The sequence below is a fragment of the Methylobacterium sp. E-005 genome, from assembly GCF_022829725.1.
Taxonomy (GTDB): Bacteria; Pseudomonadota; Alphaproteobacteria; order Rhizobiales; family Beijerinckiaceae; genus Methylobacterium.
In genome coordinates, this window is record NZ_JAKSYG010000226.1 from 106,742 (window position 1) to 124,727 (window position 17,986).

Here is a 17,986-nt window from a genome sequence, read left to right on the forward strand (position 1 = left end):
GTTCACCGGGAGGTCTCCCTCTGACCGCGACAGCGCAGCGGGAGTCTTTTGAGAGGCTCTTACTCGCAGACGCGGACGCGGCGGATATAGACGTCGCCGTAGGGATCGACGGTCCGGCGGCGCTCGAAGTGGCAGACCGGGCCGTAATCCTCCTCGACGTAGACCGGCGGCGGGGCGCGGTAGACCGGGCGACCCGGGTAATAGCCGTTGTTGGCCGACGCGATCGCGCCGCCGACCGCGAGGCCACCGAGCACGCCGAGGGCGGCCGCGCCGCCGGCGCCGATGCCGTCACGAGCCTGGGCGGCCGGCGCCAGCGTGGCGAGGCTCCCGACGACAAGGCTCGTCGCGAGTAGGTACTTCATGACATCCCCCTGGAAGCAGGCGATTCGTGCCGTTCATCGGCACAATCCCGCTAGCACACCTCAGCTTTGGGGCGTTTGTTCGGCCACACATGGGAGTGTTCGGCGGCTTGACGTGGGGTGTTCCGCCGCACCACACCCGTTGGGACAGGCGCACAGCGGAGGCCGGCATGGTGACACGGGGTTTCGTCGGGCGCAGGCAGCCGCCCGAGACCGGCGCCCGGCTGCCGCCGGGCCAGTACCTGACCGACGATTTCCCGATCCTGCAGATCGGCCCGAACCCGACGGTCGATCTCGCCACGTGGCAGTTCACACTGCGCGAGGGCTCCCGGCCGATCAAGACGTGGAGTTGGGATGCGTTCGAGGCGCTGCCCCGGACCACGTGGCACGGGGATATCCACTGCGTCACCAAATGGTCGAAGTTCGACACCGCCTGGGAGGGCGTGAGCTTCGACGATCTGCTGGCGGATGCCGGTATTTCGGCGCCGACGCCGTTCCTGCTGGCGGAATCCTACGACGACTATACCACCAACGTGCCGGTGACCGATCTTGTCGGTGGCCGGGCCCTGGTGGCGACGCGCTATGCCGGCCAGCCGATCCATCCGGACCATGGCGGACCGGCGCGGCTCTTCGTGCCGCATCTCTACTTCTGGAAAAGCGCCAAATGGCTGAAGGGCCTGCGCTTCACCACGAGCGACACCGCCGGCTTCTGGGAGCTGCGCGGCTATCACATGTACGGGGATCCCTGGCGTGAGCAGCGCTACACCGGTGACTGAGCCGATCGTCTTCCGCTGGCACCGGGCTGAGATCGCCGGAATTGCCCTGGCCACGCCCCACGTCACCAGCGTGCGGCTGCGCTGCCCGCTGGCCGAGAGCTACCGGGCGGGCCAGCATGTCGATGTCCGGCTCACTGCCGAGGACGGCTATCAGGCCCAGCGCAGCTACTCGGTCGCCTCGGCCCAGGACGGCAGCGGCACCCTGGAGCTCCTGATCGAGGGTCTGCCGGATGGCGAGGTCTCGGGTTGGTTCACAACCGTCGCGCAGGTCGGCGATCAGGTCGAATTGCGCGGGCCGATCGGTGGCTCCTTCTCGTGGGACGGCCCGGATGGGGGGCCGCTGCTCCTCGGCGGCGGCGGCTCCGGCGTGGTGCCGCTGCTGGCCATGCTGCGGCGGCGGGCGCAGGGCTGGCGCGGGATTCCGGCGGCGTTGATCTACTCCGTCCACACCCGGGCAGAGGCGATCGCGCTCCCCGAGCTGGAACGGCTGGCGGCGGAGGATCCGGGCTTCTCGCTCCACCTCGCGACCACGCGCGAGGCCGGCGGGAAACGGATCGATGCCGGCCTCATCGCCGAGGCGTTGCGCCGGACCGGGCCGCCGGGCAAAGTGTTTCTCTGCGGCTCGAACCGCTTCGTGGCGGCGGCCTCCGACCTGATCGTGGCCGCCGGCGTGGCACCGGGGGTGATCCGGACGGAGCGCTTCGGGGCCTGAGCGCTGGACGAGCGCTTCCGCAATTCCGTCTTAGCGAGCGAAGCGCAGAGCTCCAGCAGCGCGACGTTCACCGTTGTCTCGCTGGCCAAGGTTGCTCCGTTCCCCAAGGCGGGACCGCGTGCATCGTCCGAATCACCCGAACAGCGGTCGTGTTACGGGCTGAAGATCAGCACGAGGTAGACGAAGAACAGCACGAGGTGCACCGCCCCTTCCAGCACCGTGGTGCGCGTGCCGGAGAATGTCTGGGCGCTGAGGATCAGCGTGACCGCGAGCAGGGTCATTTCGGTCGGCTTGAGCCCGAGCACCACGGTCTGGCCGGTGAGCAGCCCGATGGCCAGGACGGCCGGCACGGTGAGTCCGACCGTCGAGGTCGCCGCGCCCAGGCACAGGTTGATCGCCCGCTGCAATTCGTTGCGCGCCACCGCCTTCAGCGCCGAAATTCCCTCCGGCGTAAACACGATGGCGGCGATCAGCACGCCGCCGAGCGCCGAGGGGGCGCCGAGGGCCGCGATGCCGTGGTCGAGGATCACCGCGAGGCTCTTGGCCAGGATGACGATCGGCACGACGTTGGCCAGCAGCAGGCCGATATGCTTGGCGATGCCGCCACCCGATCCGTGGGTGGCGTCGTCCTCGGAGTCTGCGTCCCGGGCCTCCGCGTCGATGAAGAACTCGCTGTGGCGGCCGGTCTGGATCAGCAAGAACACGCCGTACAACGTCAGGGTGAACACCGAGAACGCCACGGCCTGGAGGGTCGTCAGCGAGCCGTCGCTCGTCGAGCTCGTGAAGTTCGGGATGATCAGCGCGATCGTTGTGAGCGGGATGATCACCGATAGGAAGGCGGATGCGCCCTGCAGGTTGTAGCGCTGCTGGTGATGGCGGAGGCCGCCGACCAGCAATCCGAGCCCGACCACGCCGTTCAGCACGATCATCAGCACGGCGAACATCGTGTCGCGGCCGAGCGTCGGCGCGTCCTTGGCCGAGAGCATCACGGCCGAGATCAGCGCCACCTCGATGATCACGATGGAGAGCGTCAGGACCAGGGTGCCGAGGGGCTCGCCCAGACGATGGGCGATCGCCTCCGCCTCGTGCACGACACCGAAGGCGGACCAGACGATCACCGCCAGCAGCCACGCGAACAGCCCACCGGCGACGAGGGGCTGCGACAGGTCGGCGAGCCAGCCCTTGCCGAACCAAGCGAAGGCAAGAACCGTCGCCCAGGCCACCGCCACGCGAAGCAGTGCAATCATGTCGGTGTCGGTCTCCTGGTCGTGCCGTGTCGAAGACGCATGGCGCGGGACTTGACGCTTTTTTTAGGTCGGACGCTCGTGGATGCTAGGGGCGCCGCCCTCGGGATGTGTGCGCAACCGCCCTATGCTGCGGCGGGAGTGGTCAGCACGCCCAATTGGCGTTACCTTCTCCCAATCTGAATAAAGTCCGGCGCCTGAACCCTCCGCCGCGCGATGGCGCGCAGTCGAGCGCGGCGCGGCCGTTGAGAGTCTCCGAAGCTTGCCTTTCCCGACCCTGCCCGCCCCCCTCGCGCGGGCCCTATCCGACCGCGGCTACGCCGATCCCACCCCGGTCCAGGCCGCGGTGCTGGAGGCGGCCGCCGGCGACCGCGACCTCCTCGTCTCGGCCCAGACGGGGTCTGGCAAGACCGTGGCGTACGGCCTTGCCATGGCCGGCATGCTCTTCGGCGATGCCGAGATGCTGCCGCCCGCCGGAGCGCCGCTCGCCCTGGTGATCGCGCCCACCCGGGAACTGGCGCTGCAGGTCCAGCGCGAGCTGTTCTGGCTCTACGGTCCGGCCGGCGGCCGGATCGCCGCCTGCGTCGGCGGCATGGATCCCCGCCGCGAGAGCCGGATGCTGGCCGAGGGCACCCATATCGTGGTCGGCACGCCGGGCCGGCTGCGTGACCATCTGGAGCGGCGCAACCTCGATCCCACGGCGCTACGCGCCGTGGTGCTCGACGAGGCCGACGAGATGCTCGACCTCGGCTTCCGGGAGGACATCGAGTTCATCCTCTCGGCGACGCCGCCGGAGCGGGCGACCTACCTGTTCTCCGCGACCCTGCCGAAGGCAATCGAATCGCTGGCCGAACGCTACCAGCGCGACGCCCTTCGGCTCGCGATCAAGAGCGAGACCCGGGGCCACGCCGACATCGCCTATCGGGCGGTGCGGATCATGCCGCGGGAGACCGAGCACGTGGTGCTCAACCTCCTGCGCGAAGCCGATGCCGCGACCGCGATCGTGTTCTGCAACACCCGCAACGCCGTGCGCCACCTTCAGGCGAACCTGACCGAGCGCGGCTTCTCCGTCGTCGCGCTCTCGGGCGAGCTCGGTCAGGGCGAGCGCAACGCCGCGCTTCAGGCCTTGCGCGACGGCCGTGCCCGGGTCTGCGTCGCCACCGATGTCGCCGCCCGCGGCATCGACCTGCCGTCGTTGAGCCTCGTGATTCACGCCGATCTGCCGCATGACGCGGAGGTGCTGCAGCACCGCAGCGGGCGCACAGGCCGGGCCGGGCGCAAGGGCACTTCGGTGCTGCTGATCCCGAATTCCCGGCGGCGTCGGGCCGAGCAGATGTTCGCCATCGCCAAGGTCAGCCCCGAATGGTCGGGGCCGCCCTCCGCCGACGAGATCCGCCGGCTCGACGGCGAGCGCATGCTCTCCGACCCGCTCTTCGCCGAGCCGCCCGCCGAGGAGGATGTCGCGCTGGCCGAAACGCTCCTCGCCGGCAAGAGCCCGGAGGAACTCGCCGCGTTGCTGGCCCGGGTCTACCGCACCCGTCTGCCGGCCCCTGAGGAGGTCAGCGATCCCGGGGAGGGGCGCACACCGCGGGGCGAGCGGCCGACCTACGATCCGATGGATCCGGAGCGGATCGCCGCCATGGGGCCGGCGGTCTGGTTCCGGCTCAACCTCGGCCGCCGCGACAACGCGGATCCGCGCCGTCTTCTGCCGATGCTCACCCGCCGGGGCGGGATCGACCGCCAGGAGATCGGGGCGATCCGGATCTTCGACCGCGAGACCAAGTTCGAGGTCCGCGGCAATGCGGCGGCGCGCTTCGCCGATGCCTTCGCCCGGAACGGCTCGCCGGAGATTCAGGTGGAAGCCCTGGCGGGGGAAGGCGCACCGGCCGAACGGCCGGGCCGCGGCGGCCCGAAGGGGTTCGCGAGCCCGCGCGCCGGAAAGCATCAGCGGAAGGTTGATCGGACCGGGCCGCGGCCGGAGGACAAGCCGGGCCGGCATTCGGGCCGCGGCTGAGGCGGCATCGGGCTCCTTGAGGGACCCCGTTCTCGGTTGCAATTCCAACCCGCAACCTCATCTCGAGGTGCGGGCGCGAGCGACCGCTTCGAAGGACCCCTCCAGCCAGCCCTACGATCCCGGGAACCCTCCCTCGAGGCCCGCTGACGCGGGCACGTCAGGATGAGGGTGTGGGTGGAAAAGCCTTCGTTTCAGGGCCGCGCGTGTCCGCGCCTCGTGCGGGGACGACGACTCAGAACACGCTCTTCACGGCATCGCCGAGGGCGTCGACGCTCTCCTTCAGCTTGCGACCGGCGGGCGCCAGCGACGGCAGCTTGATCCCGAGCACTTCCGTCTCCTCGGGCTCCGCGGCCTCGGCCTGCGCGACGGTGGCGGTGCCGGGACGCTTGGCCTTCTCGGCCTTCTCGGCCGTCTTCACCGGCCCCGGCTTGGCGGCGACGGCCTTGGGCGCGGCTTTCGGGGCCTTCTCCAGCACGGCCGTTGCCGGGGCGACCGGCTTGGGAGCCGGCTCGACCAGCATGCGGGCCCGCACCGTCTCGGAAGCGCGGGGCGCCTGGAGCAACGCCGTTCGGCTCGGCGGAAGCGGCACGACCTGACGGCTCGCCGTGAGCGGTACGACCGGTGTCGGGGTCGGGATGCGCCGGGCCGGCGGGACGGCGGCCTCCGCGGCCTTGGCGGGTGGCGCGGCTTTAGCGGGCGGCGTGGCCGGGATCCTGCTCGCCGCCGCTTGGGTGAACGTGTCAGGCAGCGCGGCCATGCGCGGTGCCGGCGCCGCCGGTTCAGTCGGATTCGCTTCGGGGGCCGAGGCCGCGACGGTTCCCGCTACGGCCGGAAGCCCGTCCTTCAAGTCGGGCCAGTCTTCAGCCCGGCCCGGGGCGGCGCTGATCTTCATCGGGGGCGGCGCGGCGAGCCCGGCCATCAGCGTCGAGGCGGCGACACCGAAGCCGCCGAGCACACCGATCCCGGCCAGCCCGAACAGAACGAAGCGCACGTTGAGCGCACGGCGCGGTGGCGTTGCCGGCATCCGGGTCTCTCGGGTCTCAGAGGGGTCCAGAGCGAGGTCGATCATGGTCTGGGGTCTCTGACACGATGCACGACGCGCGCGACCGGGCCCCCCATGACCGATCGCCTTCCTCCATCGCGTGGATGCGGTTCGACTCTGCTGTCGGTAGAGGAGCCGCAATACGGCGCAATGATGTCGGTCTGAAGTCTGGGCGTGGCCAGTCGAGCCACCTCTATCCACAAGTTATGCAGCAACCGCTTAACGAACCGTGATCGATCAGCGGATACGCGGACTCGGTCACAGCCGTTGCCGCATGGACTTCGCCCGCATGCCCGCTATGGCTCTCGGCGTGGACGCGCGACCGACTCATCTCCTCATGCCCGCAGCACCCGCGAACCGGGCAGGGCCCTGGCCCTGGGCGGCGTGGTCGACCCGGGCGCGGCTCGTCGCCGTGGTGCTGTTCATCGATGCCCTGGCGGCTCTGATCTCCTGCGGCGTGATCGTGCTCAACGCCCGCAATGCCGTGCGGGTCGAGACCCGGGCCTCGCTGGCGACCGTGGAATCGCTGGTGGCCGATACGATCCGCCTCTCTGAGACGACCCCGCCAGAAAGCCTGCTGCAGACCCTCGATCTGCGCTTCAAGGTGCTGCGGCATGTCCGGGTCGCGGTCCGCGACAATGCCGGCGAACGTGTCGGCAGCGCGGTCCCGAGCCACCGCACCGTGCGCGAGGCGCCGGGCTGGTTCGCCGACCTGATCATGCCGCCGATCGAGCGCCACACCCTTCCGATCACGGTGCGGGGGCAGCCGCTCGGCACCGCGCAGATCACCACCCAGCCGCTCGACGAGATCGACGAGATCTGGAGTTACGCCCGGGCGCTCTCGCTGACCACCGCGGCGATCAACATCGCCATGCTGATCGCGCTCTACGTCGCCCTCGGGCGCATCCTGGCGCCACTGCGGCGGCTCGGCGCCGGCCTGACGCAGCTGGAACACCACGACTACACCGCCCGGCTGGAGCCCCCCGGTGCCCAGGAGTTGGCGGTCATCGCCGAGCGCTTCAACAAGGTGGCGGCGGCCCTCGGCGAAGTCCGTGCCGCCAATGGGCGCCTCAACCGGCAGCTTCTGACCGCGCAGGACGACGAGCGCCGCCGCACCGCCCTCGAACTCCACGACGAGTTCGGCCCCTGCCTGTTCGCGCTGGAGGCCAATGCCGCCTCGATCGCCCGGATCGCCTCGGGTCCGACCGAGCCGAGCCGCGAGAAGCTCGCCGCACGGGCAGCCGAGATCAGCGCCATCGTCGGCCAGGTCCAGACCGTCAACAGGGAGTTGCTGAACCGTCTGCGACCGCATGGACTCGGGCAGGCGCCGCTCGCCACCTGCCTCGATCTGCTCCTGCGGGGCTTTGCTCAGCGCCATCCCGGCCTCGTTTTCAGCGGCCGGTTCGACGGTCTGGCGCGCGGCTACGGTGACCTTGTGGACCTCACCGTGTTCCGCTGCGTGCAGGAGAGCGCCACCAACGCGGTGCGACACGGCGCCGCCACCCGGGTCGAGGCGGAAGCAGCCGAACGTGAGGGTCAGCTGACCGTGACGATCCGCGACAACGGCAAGGGTATACCAGGGGCCGAGACTCAGGCCGAGCCCGGTACGGGGTTCGGTCTTTCGGGAATGCGCGAGCGCGTGGAGGCCCTGGATGGCACCTTCGCCCTTGACAATGCCGGGCCCGGAGCAATCGTCCGGATCAGGATCCCCGTTCCGCCGGACCGGGGCGACGAGAACAACGCGCCGAGCGCATGAACGCCATCGCCTCCCAGATCGATATCGCCGCCACGCGCCTGCCGGTCCTGGTGATCGACGATCATCCGATCGTTCTGCAGGGCTGCCGCCGCGTGCTGGAGGATGCCGGCGTCGAGACGATCGCGGAGGCGACCACGGTGGTCGCTGGCTACCGGATCTTCCACCGGCTCCGGCCGCCGGTGGTGATCTGCGACCTGACCTTTCAGGGCAGCGGCATGGCCGGCCTCGGGCTGATCCGCCGGATCCGCGCGGTGGCGCCGGAGACGCGGATCCTCGTGTTCAGCATGCACAACGATCCGGTGATCGTGGCCCGCGCGCTCGAAGCCGGTGCGCTCGGCTACGTCCTGAAGGATCACGCCTCGGCCGAGCTGTTCGAGGCCTTCGGCAAGGTGCGGATCGGCGAGGTCTATCTCGATCGGCGGCTCGCCACCGAGGTCGCGATGCTGCGGGCCGACGCCCGGCGCACACCGGAATCGCAGCTCACCCCGCGCGAGCAGCAGATCCTGGCCCGGCTCGCGCAAGGACGGTCCTACGGAGCCATCGCGACGGATCTGTCGGTGAGCTACAAGACCGTCACGAACGCCTGCTCGCAGATGCGGCAGAAGCTCGGCGTCCGGACGCTCGCCGAGCTGATCCATGTCGCCGTCACCCACGCCCAGCGGCAGGGCTGACATGGCGGACCATGCTGGACAGGGCGCCTTCTCCCAAGAGGCCTGGGCGCGCAACGCCGCCGCCTACGAGACCATCCGGTCGATGCCGTTCAATGCCGAGCTCGCCGCCGGCACGCTGCCGCAGGACCGGTTCCGCCACTACATCGTGCAGGACGCACATTACCTCGTGGGCTTCGGCCGGGCGCTGAGCCTCGCCGCCGCCAAGGCGCCGGATCCGGACGGGATCGTGCAGTTCGCCGCAGCCGCGCAGGAGGCCATCGTGGTGGAGCGCGCCCTGCATGGCGGCTTCTTCCGCGATTACGGCATCGGGCCTGAGATTTTTGCGGCCACCCCGCTCACGCCGGCCTGCGACCATTACGTGAGCTACCTGCTCGCCACCGCCTATGCCGAGCCGTTCCCGGTGGTCTGCGCCGCCCTGCTGCCGTGCTTCTGGATCTACAAGGCCGTCGGCGACGACATTTTCGCCCGGGCTGCGGCCAACAACCCATATCGGGCCTGGATCGACACCTACGCGGGCGCCGATTTCGCTGAAGCCGTCGCCGCCATGATCGCTGCCACCGACCGGGCAGCCCAGGACGTCGGTGCCGGCGAGCGTGCGCGCATGCACCACGCCTTCACCCAGGCCACGCGCCTGGAATGGATGTTCTGGGACAGCGCCTACCGCGACGCGGCCTGGCCGCTGTGATGCGCCGGTCGTGACCGGGCTGGCGGGTCCGAGCCGCCGGGATCTCATGGCCGCCGCGATCGCGGCCGCAGCGGTCTGGCCGCATCCTGCGCGCGCGGACGATCCGGCGCCGATCCCCGACGACCGTCCGGTTCGGATCGCGATGGTGCTCTTCCCGGGCCTCACCGCCCTCGACCTCGTCGGCCCGCAGGACCTGCTCGCCGGATTGGCGCCCGGGAGCCTGCACCTCGTCGCCGAGACCAGCGGCCCGGTGACGAGCGATACCGGCCTGTCGCTGATGGCGACCGACACCTTCGAGACCTGCCCGCAGGATCTCGACGTCCTGTTCGTGCCCGGGGGTGACGGCACGCCGGCGCAGATGCGCAACACACGGCTTCTCGCCTTCCTGCGCGACCGCGCCACGCACGCCGGATGGGTGACGAGCGTCTGCACCGGATCGCTGATCCTGGGGGCGGCCGGCCTGCTGCGGGGTTATCGCGCCACCTCCCATTGGTGCGTGCGCGACGCGGTGCTGCCGTTGCTCGGCGCCGAGCCGGTGGCGGAGCGCGTCGTCGTCGACCGCAACCGCATGACCGGTGCGGGGATTTCGGCCGGGCTCGATCTCGGGCTGGTGCTCGCGGCCCGGCTGCGCGGCGCCACCTATGCCCGTACGGCGCAGCTCGTGGCCGAATATGCCCCGGACCCACCGTTCCGGGCCGGAACCCCCGCCGAGGCCGGTCCGGACGTCGACCGGGCGGCGAACGCGATCCTGGCCGAGCTGGTCGCCGGCGCGACCGAGGCGGCGCGGCGCTGAAGCCGGAGCGATGCAGTCCGGCCACGCCCGGCCTCCATCCGCGGATCCGTCCTTGACGGCGGAAGGCGCCGGCCCGAACTGTGCGATGCACGATCGTTTGGCGTCCGCCTCGGAGCCCCCATGTCCCTCATCGCACGCCTGCGTGCTTACGCGGCCGAAGCCCTCGGCGTGGGCACGCACCAGGCCGTGGACGATACGCATCTCGCGGCCACTGCGCTCCTAGTTCACGTGGCGCGGGTCGACGGGATCCTGGCGGCCTCCGAAAGCGAGCGCCTGTCCCGCCTCGTGCAGGGTCACTACGCCGAGGGGCCCGAAGCGGCGCGGGCGCTGATCGAGCGCGCCGCCGCGATGGATTCCGAGACGCGCGACGTGGTGAGCCTCGTCGAGATGATTCCCCACGAGGCCAACAAGGCCGAGCGCGAGGAACTCCTGACCATGGCGTGGTCGGTCGCGGCGGCGGACGGACGGGTCGACGAGTTCGAGGAGGCCCTGGTGGAGCGGCTCGGCCGGCTCCTCGGCTTCGACGAGGGCGCCATCGCGTCCGCCCGTCAAACCGGCCAGCAGCAGGCCGGGCTGGCGTAGGGGACGGCCGGGACGATGATTGCGAGTCTGGCGCTCATCCTGCTGGCCCAGCTCGTGGGCGAGGCGATCGCCCGCGGCGCCCATGTGCCGATCCCCGGGCCGGTGATCGGCATGGGGCTGATGTTCGGCTTCCTGCTGCTGCGCGACAGTACCCGGTTCGGCCTGCCCCGATTCCTTCCGAAGCCGCTGACCGACGGCACCCTCGAGAATACCGCGCGGGGGCTCCTGATGAACCTGTCGCTGATGTTCGTCCCCGCGGGCGTGGGCGTCGTCGGCCGTCTCGACCTGCTGCGGGCGCAGGGCGTGAAGCTCGCCATCGTGCTGGTGGTGTCGACGGCTTTGTCACTGCTCGTCACCGTGCTGGTGTTCCGCGCCGTCGCGGCCTGGGTCGAGCGGCCGGGGCATGACGGGGAGCCCTGACGCGTGAGCGGCGACTTCTCCCTCTGGGTCTACCTCGCCAAGACGCCGCTGCTGTGGCTGACGGTGACGCTGACCGCCTACGTCCTCGCCGACCGGATCGCCGCCGCGACCGGCCGCCACCCGATCGCCAACCCGGTGCTGATCACGGTGACGCTGGTCGGTGGCGTGCTGGCGCTGACCGGCACGGCCTATCCGGTCTATTTCGAGGGTGCGCAGTTCGTGCACTTCCTGCTCGGACCGGCCACCGTCGTGCTGGCGATGCCGCTTTACGAGCGGCGGGCCACCGTCAAGCGCGCGCTGGTGCCGATGCTGACGGCTTTGGCCGCGGGGGCTGCGACGACCCTGGCGGTGGTGATCGCGCTGGCCCGGCTGCTCGACATCCCGCAGCCGATCCTCGTCTCGCTCGCACCGAAATCGGTGACGTCGGGCGTCGCCATGGGAATCGCGCAGGCCCTCGGCGGAGACCCGACGCTGACCGCGATCCTGGTGATCCTCACCGGCATCATCGGGGCGATCCTCGTGACACCGATGATGAATGCGCTGAAGATTCAGGACATGCGCGCCCGCGGCTTCGCGGCCGGGCTTGCGGCCCACGGCATTGGTACGGCGCGGGCCTTTCAAGTGAGCGAGGTGGCGGGGACCTTCGCGGGTATCGCCATGGGGCTGAACGCCTTCCTGACGGCGATCCTGGCGCCGCTGGCGCTGCATCTGCTGTTCAAATAAGACGCGCCGGCCCGCCGCACCGGATGCGACTGCCTATGGCGGAAAGGCGGTCCGGCGCTTCGGTTCCCGCCCTCGTCCCGAGGTGACCGCGTCAGCGAGCCTCAAAGGACCATCGAGCGATCTCGAGAGCCCTCAAGAGCCTGGGCACAGGATGTCGGGGGAATCGGCAACCCAGGTTCCCCGTCCCGTGTCGTGTGCCGGCTCGGTTCGGGCCTCATGAGGCTGATGCGAATATCCGCCCTCGGCCTGCACATAAAGGCGCACCTGCTGAATTGGCGTTGACTGAAATTACATATTTTAGGTAGAAAGATTGAGATACAAATTCGCGCATTAGTTGTGTCGAGTGTTCGACAGGACAAATCTGTCGGACGAGCGGCACCGCCAAGCGCGTGAGTACGTCCCGTCGAGAGGACGACCCGGAGGAGGCGGCCATGCGGACGAATCCGCTGAGTATTGAACTCGCGGCGCGGATCATGAGTGCGTATGTCACGCGCAACAGCATCCCCGCGGAAAGTCTGCCTCATCTGCTTGCCACGGTCCATCGTGCGGTGCAGTCGCTGAACCACCAGCCCCAACCGCCGGCCCGGCGTGCCACCGATGCCCAGATCCGGGCTTCGATCCGGTCCGACGCCCTCGTGAGCTTCGAGGACGGAAAGACCTACAAGACCCTGCGGCGGCATCTGACCCTGCGCGGGCTGACGCCCGAGGCCTACAGGGCCAAGTGGGGCCTGCCGGTCGATTACCCCATGGTCTCGGCGACCTACAGCGCCCGCCGCTCGGATATCTCGCGCCAGATCGGAGTCACTCAGCGACTCCGGATGAAGGAGGCGGCGGAGTAGGCGCCGCATCCGTTGCGATGTCCTGGATCAGCAGCGCCACGAGCCCGGACCAGCCGGTCTGATGGGACGCGCCGACGCCGCGGCCGGTATCGCCGTCATAGTATTCGTAGAACAGGACGAGGTCACGAAAGTGCGGGTCGTCCTGCTCGATCCGGCTGTCTCCGTAGACCGGCCTCCGCCCATCTGCGCCGCGGGCCGAGAGGGCGATCAGGCGGCGTGAGAGATCCAGGGCGATCTCGCGCAGCGACGAGCTCCGCCCCGAGCCCGTGGGTGCCTCGACCCGGAAGTCCGGACCGTAATAGTCGTGGAAGCGGTTCAGGGCGGTGATCAGCAGGTAGTTGACCGGCATCCAGACCGGACCGCGCCAGTTCGAATTGCCGCCGAACAGGCGCGAGCGCGACTCCGCGGGTTCGTAGGCGAGACCGAGATCGCGTCCGTTCCAGGCGAAGCAGAACGGCGTGTCCGCGTAGACGCGGGACACCCCGCGCAGGCCATGATCGGAGAGGAACTCCGCCGGATCGAGGGCACGGTGCAGCAGCGCCTTCAACCGGTGCCCGCGCAGCAGCGACAGCAGCGCGGCCTGACCCTGGCCGGGCTCGTTCCAGCGCGACACCAGGTCGGCGAGGTCCGGGCGGTTCTTCAGGAAGAACAGCATCCGGTCGCGCAAGGCCGGCAGCTTCTCCAGGTCGCATTCGTTGATCGTCGCCACCGCAAGGATCGGGATCAGGCCAACCAGGGTCCGCACCCGGATCGGCAGGCGCTCGCCTTCACGGGTCTCGATCACGTCGTAGAAGAAGCCGTCCTCCTCGTCCCAGACGCCGTCGCCCGTGGCGGCCGCGATCAGCAGGAAATGCTCGAAGAACTTCTCCGCCATGTCCTCGTAGGTCGGGTCCCGCAGCGCCAGCTCGATGGCGATGCGCATCAGGGCCAGCGCGTAGGCGGCCATCCAGGCGGTGGCGTCGGACTGGGTCAGGGTGGCGCCGTCGCCCACCGGCTTCGAGCGGTCGAGGATGCCGATATTGTCGAGCCCGAGGAAGCCGCCCTGGAACAGGTTGCGGTCATCCGCATCCTTGCGGTTGACCCACCACGTGAAGTTCAGGGTCAGCTTGTTGAAGATCCGCTTGAGGAAGACGTGGTCCGCCGTGCCGGTGAGCGCCCGGTCCAGCTCGAACACCCGCCAGGCGGCCAGCGCGTGGATCGGCGGGTTGGCGTCCCCGAAACCCCATTCGTAGGCCGGCAACGCCGCGTTCGGATGCGCGTAGGCCTCGTCGACGAGGAGCAGGAGCTGGTTCTTGGCGAAGTCCGGGTCGATCAGCGCGAACACGATCGCCTGGAGGGCGAGGTCCCAGGAGGCGAACCAGGGATACTCCCAGGCGTCCGGCATGGAGATGATGTCGTTGGCGCGCAGATGCGCCCAGTCCTCGTTCCGACCATGCCGGCGCGCGGGGTCAGGGGCGGGCTGGGCCGGATCGCCCGCCAGCCACTCGCGCACGTCGTAATGGTAGAGCTGCTTCGACCACAGCATGCCGGCCAGCGCCTGCCGCTGGACGCGGCGCATCTCGGGATCGGCGATCGGCGCCTGGAGGGCGGCGTAGAAGGCATCCGCCTCCGCCGTGCGGGCGGCGAAGACCGTATTGAAATCCGCGAAGGGCTCACCCGGGGCGGTCTCGACGCGAAGACGAAGGCGGAGGGTGCGGCTCTCGCCAGGGCCAAGGTGGAGCGCATAGCGGGCCGCGCACTTGGTGCCGGACAGATGGTTGACGGCCGACTGATCGCCGCCGACCACGCACGTATCGATTCCGTCCTTGTAGAAGCCCGCGGCAGGGCCTGAGCCGAACAGCCGGTGGGTGTTGGTCTCGTTCTCGGTGAACAGCAGCTCGGCCGCGTCCTCGGCGAAAAAGCGCATCGGCGGCACGGCGGGATGGCGCACCCAGACCGACCCGTCTGACCCGGCCATCAATTCCGGCTTCTGTGCGCCGTCTTTCCACGACCACGTGTTGCGCGCCCAGAGCTGCGGCAGCAGCGTGAGCTCGGCGGCCTCCGGCCCCCGGTTGGTGGCGGTGACCCGCATCAGGATGTCGTCGGGCGCTGCTTTGGCGTAGGCGATTTCAACATCGCAGTAGCGGCCGCCGTCGAACACGCCGGTGTCGAGCAGCTCGAATTCCGGGTCGTCGAGGCCGCGCCGGCCATTCTCCGCGACGAGGCGTTCGTATGGAAATTCGGCCTGCGGATACTTGTAGAGCATCCGCATGAAGGCGTGGGTCGGGGTGCCGTCGAGGTAGTAGTAGAGTTCCTTGACGTCCTCGCCGTGGTTGCCCTCCTGGTTGGTCAGGCCGAACAGGCGTTCCTTCAGGATCGGATCGCGGCCGTTCCACAGGGCAAGCGACAGGCACCAGTTCAGGTGGCGGTCGCCGAAGCCGCCGATTCCATCCTCGCCCCACCGATAGGCCCGGGAGCGGGCATGGTCGTGGGGCAGGTAATCCCAGGCGTCGCCGCCGGGACTGTAATCCTCCCGGACGGTGCCCCATTGCCGATCACTGAGATACGGCCCCCAGCGGCGCCAGGCCGGGTCGCTGCGCGCGGCGACCAGCCGGAGGCCCTCCTCGGTCGCGAACAGGCTTGGCCTCCCGCCGTCGGGCTTGGTCATCGGCATGCGGCTCCGGATCCGGCTTTGCATCCCCGAATAGGGCCCCGCGGCCGGAAACAGAAGTCGACGGCTCGGCCGCGATCGTCTCAAATGTCCGGGGTCAGGCGAAGTCCGTCGGGATCCTGCACCACCCGGAGAGTCCGGTAATCCGGGATCGCGGGATATGCGGTGGGCGCCGGTTCGTGGTGGGTCGCAGTCACCACGACCACCGACGCACCCGCAGCCTCGGCCGCCCGGATCCCGGCGGGCGCATCCTCGAACACACAGCAATCCCCCGCGGCGACTCCGAGCCGGCGCGCAGCCAGCAGGAAGCAATCCGGTGCCGGCTTGCCCTCGGCCACGTCCTCAGCGGCCACCATGAGCCTGGGCACCGGCATGTCGGCCGCCGCGAGGCGGCGGAGCGCCAGGGCCCGCGGGGCCGAGGTCACGATCGCCCAGCGATCCGGCGGCAATGGCGCCAGGAAGGCCCGTGCCCCCGGGATCTCGGTGACGTCGCCGACATCCTCCATCTCGGCCCGTGTGATCGCCGCGGCTTCGGCCTCGGGGTCGACCCCCGGCAGGTTGAGGCGGCGGATCGTCTCCACCGAGCGCACCCCGTGGATCGTCGGCAGAAACGTGGCCACGTCGAGCCCGTGCGCCGCGGCCCAGCGCGACCAGGTCCGCTCGGCGGACGCGATCGAGCTGATGAGCGTGCCGTCCATGTCGAACAGCAAGGCGGCGAAGGGGCGCGATGGGAGAATCGTGGTCATGGCGGAGGGCTACCGGCGGGCGGACGCCGCAGCAACCAGAGTGCGCGCAGGGGAGCCGAGCGCCGCCCGCTTCACGGGCCGCTGGCTTTGGTGTAGCGCGGGGGCAATCCCGGGCCCCGGACGGCCCCAACCGCGAACCTTGCCCGACCCATGCCGAGCCGCATCGACGCCACCTTCGCCCGCGCCCGCGCGGAGAACCGGGCCGTCCTCGTCACCTATGTGATGGCGGGCGATCCCGATCCCGAGACCTCCCTGGAGATCCTGAAGGCCCTGCCGGGCGCCGGCGCCGACATCCTGGAATTCGGCCTGCCCTTCACCGACCCGATGGCGGACGGCCCGGCCATCCAGGCGGCGGGCCTGCGGGCGCTGAAGGCCGGCCAAACCGTGGCCGGCACCCTGGATCTGGTGCGCCGCTTCCGGGCGGAAAACGACGCCACGCCGATCGTGCTGATGGGCTATTACAACCCGATCCACACCTACGGCGTCGACCGCTTCCTGGAGGACGCGGTGGCAGCCGGCATCGACGGGCTGATCGTGGTCGATCTGCCGCCGGAGGAGGATGCCGAGCTGTGCCTGCCGGCGCTGGCCCAGGGGCTGGCCTTCATCCGGCTCGCGACGCCGACCACCGACGCGCGGCGCCTGCCGGCGGTCCTCGCGAACACGGCGGGCTTCGTCTACTACGTGTCGATCACCGGCATCACCGGCACCGCGACGCCCGATTTCGGCAAGGTCTCGGAGGCGGTTTCCCGCATCCGCCAGCATACCGACCTGCCGGTCGTCGTCGGCTTCGGCGTGAAGACCGGCGCCCATGCCGCGGCGATCGCCAAGGGCGCCGACGGTGTCGTGGTCGGCTCGGCGCTGGTGGACGCGCTGGTGCGCTCACTCGACGCCGAGGGCCGTCCGCAGGGCGGCACGGTCTCGGCGGTGGCGGAGTTGGTACGAGAGCTGGCCGAGGGCGTGCGTGCCGCCACGGTCGAGCGGGCGGCCTGAACGGTCTTTGACACCGACCCTGGCGGTGGGGCGCCGGCCACCTGATATTGGCGCGGGCACGAAGCGGACGGACGCGAGGCGATGGTCGAACCGATGAACTGGATCTCGGAGGTGGTACGCCCCCGGATCAAGACCCTGTTCAAGCGCGAGACGCCCGAGAACCTCTGGGTCAAGTGCCCGGATACGGGCCAGATGGTGTTCCACAAGGAGGTGGAGGCCAATCACTGGGTCATTCCCGGCTCGGAGCATCACCTCAAGATGGGCGCCCAGGCGCGCCTGAAGATGATGTTCGACGAGGGCACGTGGATCGATGTGGCGCTGCCCGAGGCGCCGACCGATCCGCTCAAGTTCCGCGACGAGAAGCGCTACATCGACCGGCTCAAGGAGGCCCGGGCCAAGACGGGGTTGCAGGACGCGTTCAAGATCGGCTTCGGCCGGGTCGGCGGCCTGCCGATGGTGCTGGCCGCGCAGGAATTCGGCTTCATGGCCGGCTCGCTCGGCATGGCGGCCGGCGAGGCCTTCGTCCGCGGCGCCGAGACCGCGCTGGAGAAGCGCACGCCGTACGTGCTGTTCGCGGCCTCCGGCGGGGCGCGGATGCAGGAGGGCATCCTGTCGCTGATGCAGATGCCGCGCACGACCGTGGCGGTCCGCCGGCTCAACGCGGCGCGGCTCCCCTACATCGTGGTGCTGACCAACCCGACCACCGGCGGCGTCACCGCCTCCTACGCCATGCTGGGCGACGTGCATCTCGCGGAGCCGGGGGCGCTGATCTGCTTCGCCGGACCGCGGGTGATCGAGCAGACCATTCGCGAGAAGCTGCCCGACGGGTTCCAGCGGGCGGAGTACCTGCGCGAGCACGGCATGGTCGATCAGGTGGTCCACCGCCACCAGCTGAAGGAGACCATCGCCCGCCTCTGCGGCCTCCTGACCAACGTCGCCGAGCCGGCGGCGTCGGCCACGGCCGCCGAGGCGGCATAAAGCCCG

General features: G+C 69.9%; 18 protein-coding genes. 13 read left to right on the forward strand and 5 right to left on the reverse strand.

All coding sequences use genetic code 11. From position 1 onward, the window contains the following. Positions 1-59: 59 nt before the first annotated feature. A complete protein-coding gene (locus MKK88_RS27430) occupies positions 60-362 on the reverse strand; it encodes a hypothetical protein (RefSeq protein ID WP_091781038.1) in 303 nt (100 codons plus the stop codon). Positions 363-529: 167 nt separating this feature from the next. Here MKK88_RS27430 and MKK88_RS27435 point away from each other — a divergent pair, with 167 nt between their 5' ends. Together MKK88_RS27435 and MKK88_RS27440 are read left to right on the forward strand one after the other, a co-directional pair. Next, on the forward strand, positions 530-1,135 hold the full coding sequence (locus MKK88_RS27435; RefSeq protein WP_244005457.1) for a sulfite oxidase-like oxidoreductase: 606 nt from the start codon (positions 530-532) through the stop codon (positions 1,133-1,135). After that, entirely contained in the window at positions 1,110-1,847 is a 738-nt protein-coding gene (locus MKK88_RS27440) for an FAD-binding oxidoreductase (protein WP_244005458.1), read from the forward strand. Before MKK88_RS27435 ends, MKK88_RS27440 begins: the two co-directional genes overlap by 26 nt. Positions 1,848-1,999: 152 nt before the next feature. Here the strand turns inward: MKK88_RS27440 and MKK88_RS27445 are convergent, their stop codons facing one another. Further along, on the reverse strand, positions 2,000-3,094 hold the full coding sequence (locus tag MKK88_RS27445; protein ID WP_244005459.1) for a calcium:proton antiporter: 1,095 nt from the start codon (positions 3,092-3,094) through the stop codon (positions 2,000-2,002). A 259-nt stretch (positions 3,095-3,353) separates the two neighbouring features. Here MKK88_RS27445 and MKK88_RS27450 point away from each other — a divergent pair, with 259 nt between their 5' ends. Further along, positions 3,354-5,105, forward strand: a complete 1,752-nt coding sequence (locus MKK88_RS27450) for a DEAD/DEAH box helicase (RefSeq protein ID WP_244005461.1) — start codon at positions 3,354-3,356, stop codon at positions 5,103-5,105. 232 nt (positions 5,106-5,337) lie between these two features. On the opposite strand, the gene MKK88_RS27455 is transcribed toward MKK88_RS27450, so the two are convergent. After that, positions 5,338-6,174, reverse strand: coding sequence for a hypothetical protein (locus MKK88_RS27455; protein WP_244005463.1), 837 nt, complete (start codon positions 6,172-6,174; stop codon positions 5,338-5,340). Positions 6,175-6,421: 247 nt separating this feature from the next. On the opposite strand from MKK88_RS27455, the gene MKK88_RS27460 reads away from it, so the two are divergent. From MKK88_RS27460 to MKK88_RS27495, 8 genes are all read left to right on the forward strand, one after another. Further along, positions 6,422-7,903 carry an ATP-binding protein gene (locus MKK88_RS27460; RefSeq protein ID WP_409566717.1) on the forward strand — a complete coding sequence of 494 codons (1,482 nt, stop codon included), beginning with the start codon at positions 6,422-6,424 and terminating at the stop codon, positions 7,901-7,903. Then, positions 7,900-8,574 carry a response regulator gene (locus MKK88_RS27465; protein ID WP_244005467.1) on the forward strand — a complete coding sequence of 225 codons (675 nt, stop codon included), beginning with the start codon at positions 7,900-7,902 and terminating at the stop codon, positions 8,572-8,574. The genes MKK88_RS27460 and MKK88_RS27465 overlap by 4 nt, the downstream gene beginning before the upstream one ends. A gap of 1 nt (position 8,575) precedes the next feature. Then, on the forward strand, positions 8,576-9,259 hold the full coding sequence (locus MKK88_RS27470) for a TenA family protein (protein WP_244005469.1): 684 nt from the start codon (positions 8,576-8,578) through the stop codon (positions 9,257-9,259). A gap of 46 nt (positions 9,260-9,305) precedes the next feature. Continuing rightward, positions 9,306-10,052, forward strand: coding sequence for a DJ-1/PfpI family protein (locus MKK88_RS27475; RefSeq protein ID WP_244005471.1), 747 nt, complete (start codon positions 9,306-9,308; stop codon positions 10,050-10,052). Positions 10,053-10,172: 120 nt separating this feature from the next. Beyond that, entirely contained in the window at positions 10,173-10,634 is a 462-nt protein-coding gene (locus MKK88_RS27480) for a TerB family tellurite resistance protein (RefSeq protein ID WP_244005473.1), read from the forward strand. Between the two features lie 15 nt (positions 10,635-10,649). After that, positions 10,650-11,054: a CidA/LrgA family protein gene (locus MKK88_RS27485; protein WP_244005475.1), complete on the forward strand. Its 405-nt coding sequence runs from the start codon at positions 10,650-10,652 to the stop codon at positions 11,052-11,054. A gap of 3 nt (positions 11,055-11,057) precedes the next feature. Then, on the forward strand, positions 11,058-11,777 hold the full coding sequence (locus tag MKK88_RS27490) for an LrgB family protein (protein WP_244005477.1): 720 nt from the start codon (positions 11,058-11,060) through the stop codon (positions 11,775-11,777). Positions 11,778-12,208: 431 nt separating this feature from the next. Further along, positions 12,209-12,616, forward strand: coding sequence for a MucR family transcriptional regulator (locus MKK88_RS27495; RefSeq protein WP_244005479.1), 408 nt, complete (start codon positions 12,209-12,211; stop codon positions 12,614-12,616). On the opposite strand, the gene MKK88_RS27500 is transcribed toward MKK88_RS27495, so the two are convergent. Together MKK88_RS27500 and MKK88_RS27505 are read right to left on the reverse strand one after the other, a co-directional pair. After that, positions 12,579-15,263: an MGH1-like glycoside hydrolase domain-containing protein gene (locus MKK88_RS27500; protein ID WP_244005481.1), complete on the reverse strand. Its 2,685-nt coding sequence runs from the start codon at positions 15,261-15,263 to the stop codon at positions 12,579-12,581. The genes MKK88_RS27495 and MKK88_RS27500 overlap by 38 nt on opposite strands. 86 nt (positions 15,264-15,349) lie before the next feature. Further along, positions 15,350-16,012, reverse strand: coding sequence for an HAD-IA family hydrolase (locus MKK88_RS27505; protein WP_244005483.1), 663 nt, complete (start codon positions 16,010-16,012; stop codon positions 15,350-15,352). A 150-nt stretch (positions 16,013-16,162) separates the two neighbouring features. On the opposite strand from MKK88_RS27505, the gene trpA reads away from it, so the two are divergent. Then, complete coding sequence (trpA, locus tag MKK88_RS27510) at positions 16,163-17,002, forward strand: tryptophan synthase subunit alpha (protein ID WP_244005485.1); 840 nt, start codon at positions 16,163-16,165, stop codon at positions 17,000-17,002. A gap of 81 nt (positions 17,003-17,083) precedes the next feature. Continuing rightward, the gene (gene accD, locus MKK88_RS27515; RefSeq protein ID WP_244005486.1) at positions 17,084-17,980 is read left to right on the forward strand and encodes an acetyl-CoA carboxylase, carboxyltransferase subunit beta; all 897 of its coding nucleotides are present in this window, start codon (positions 17,084-17,086) and stop codon (positions 17,978-17,980) included. Positions 17,981-17,986: the final 6 nt, after the last annotated feature.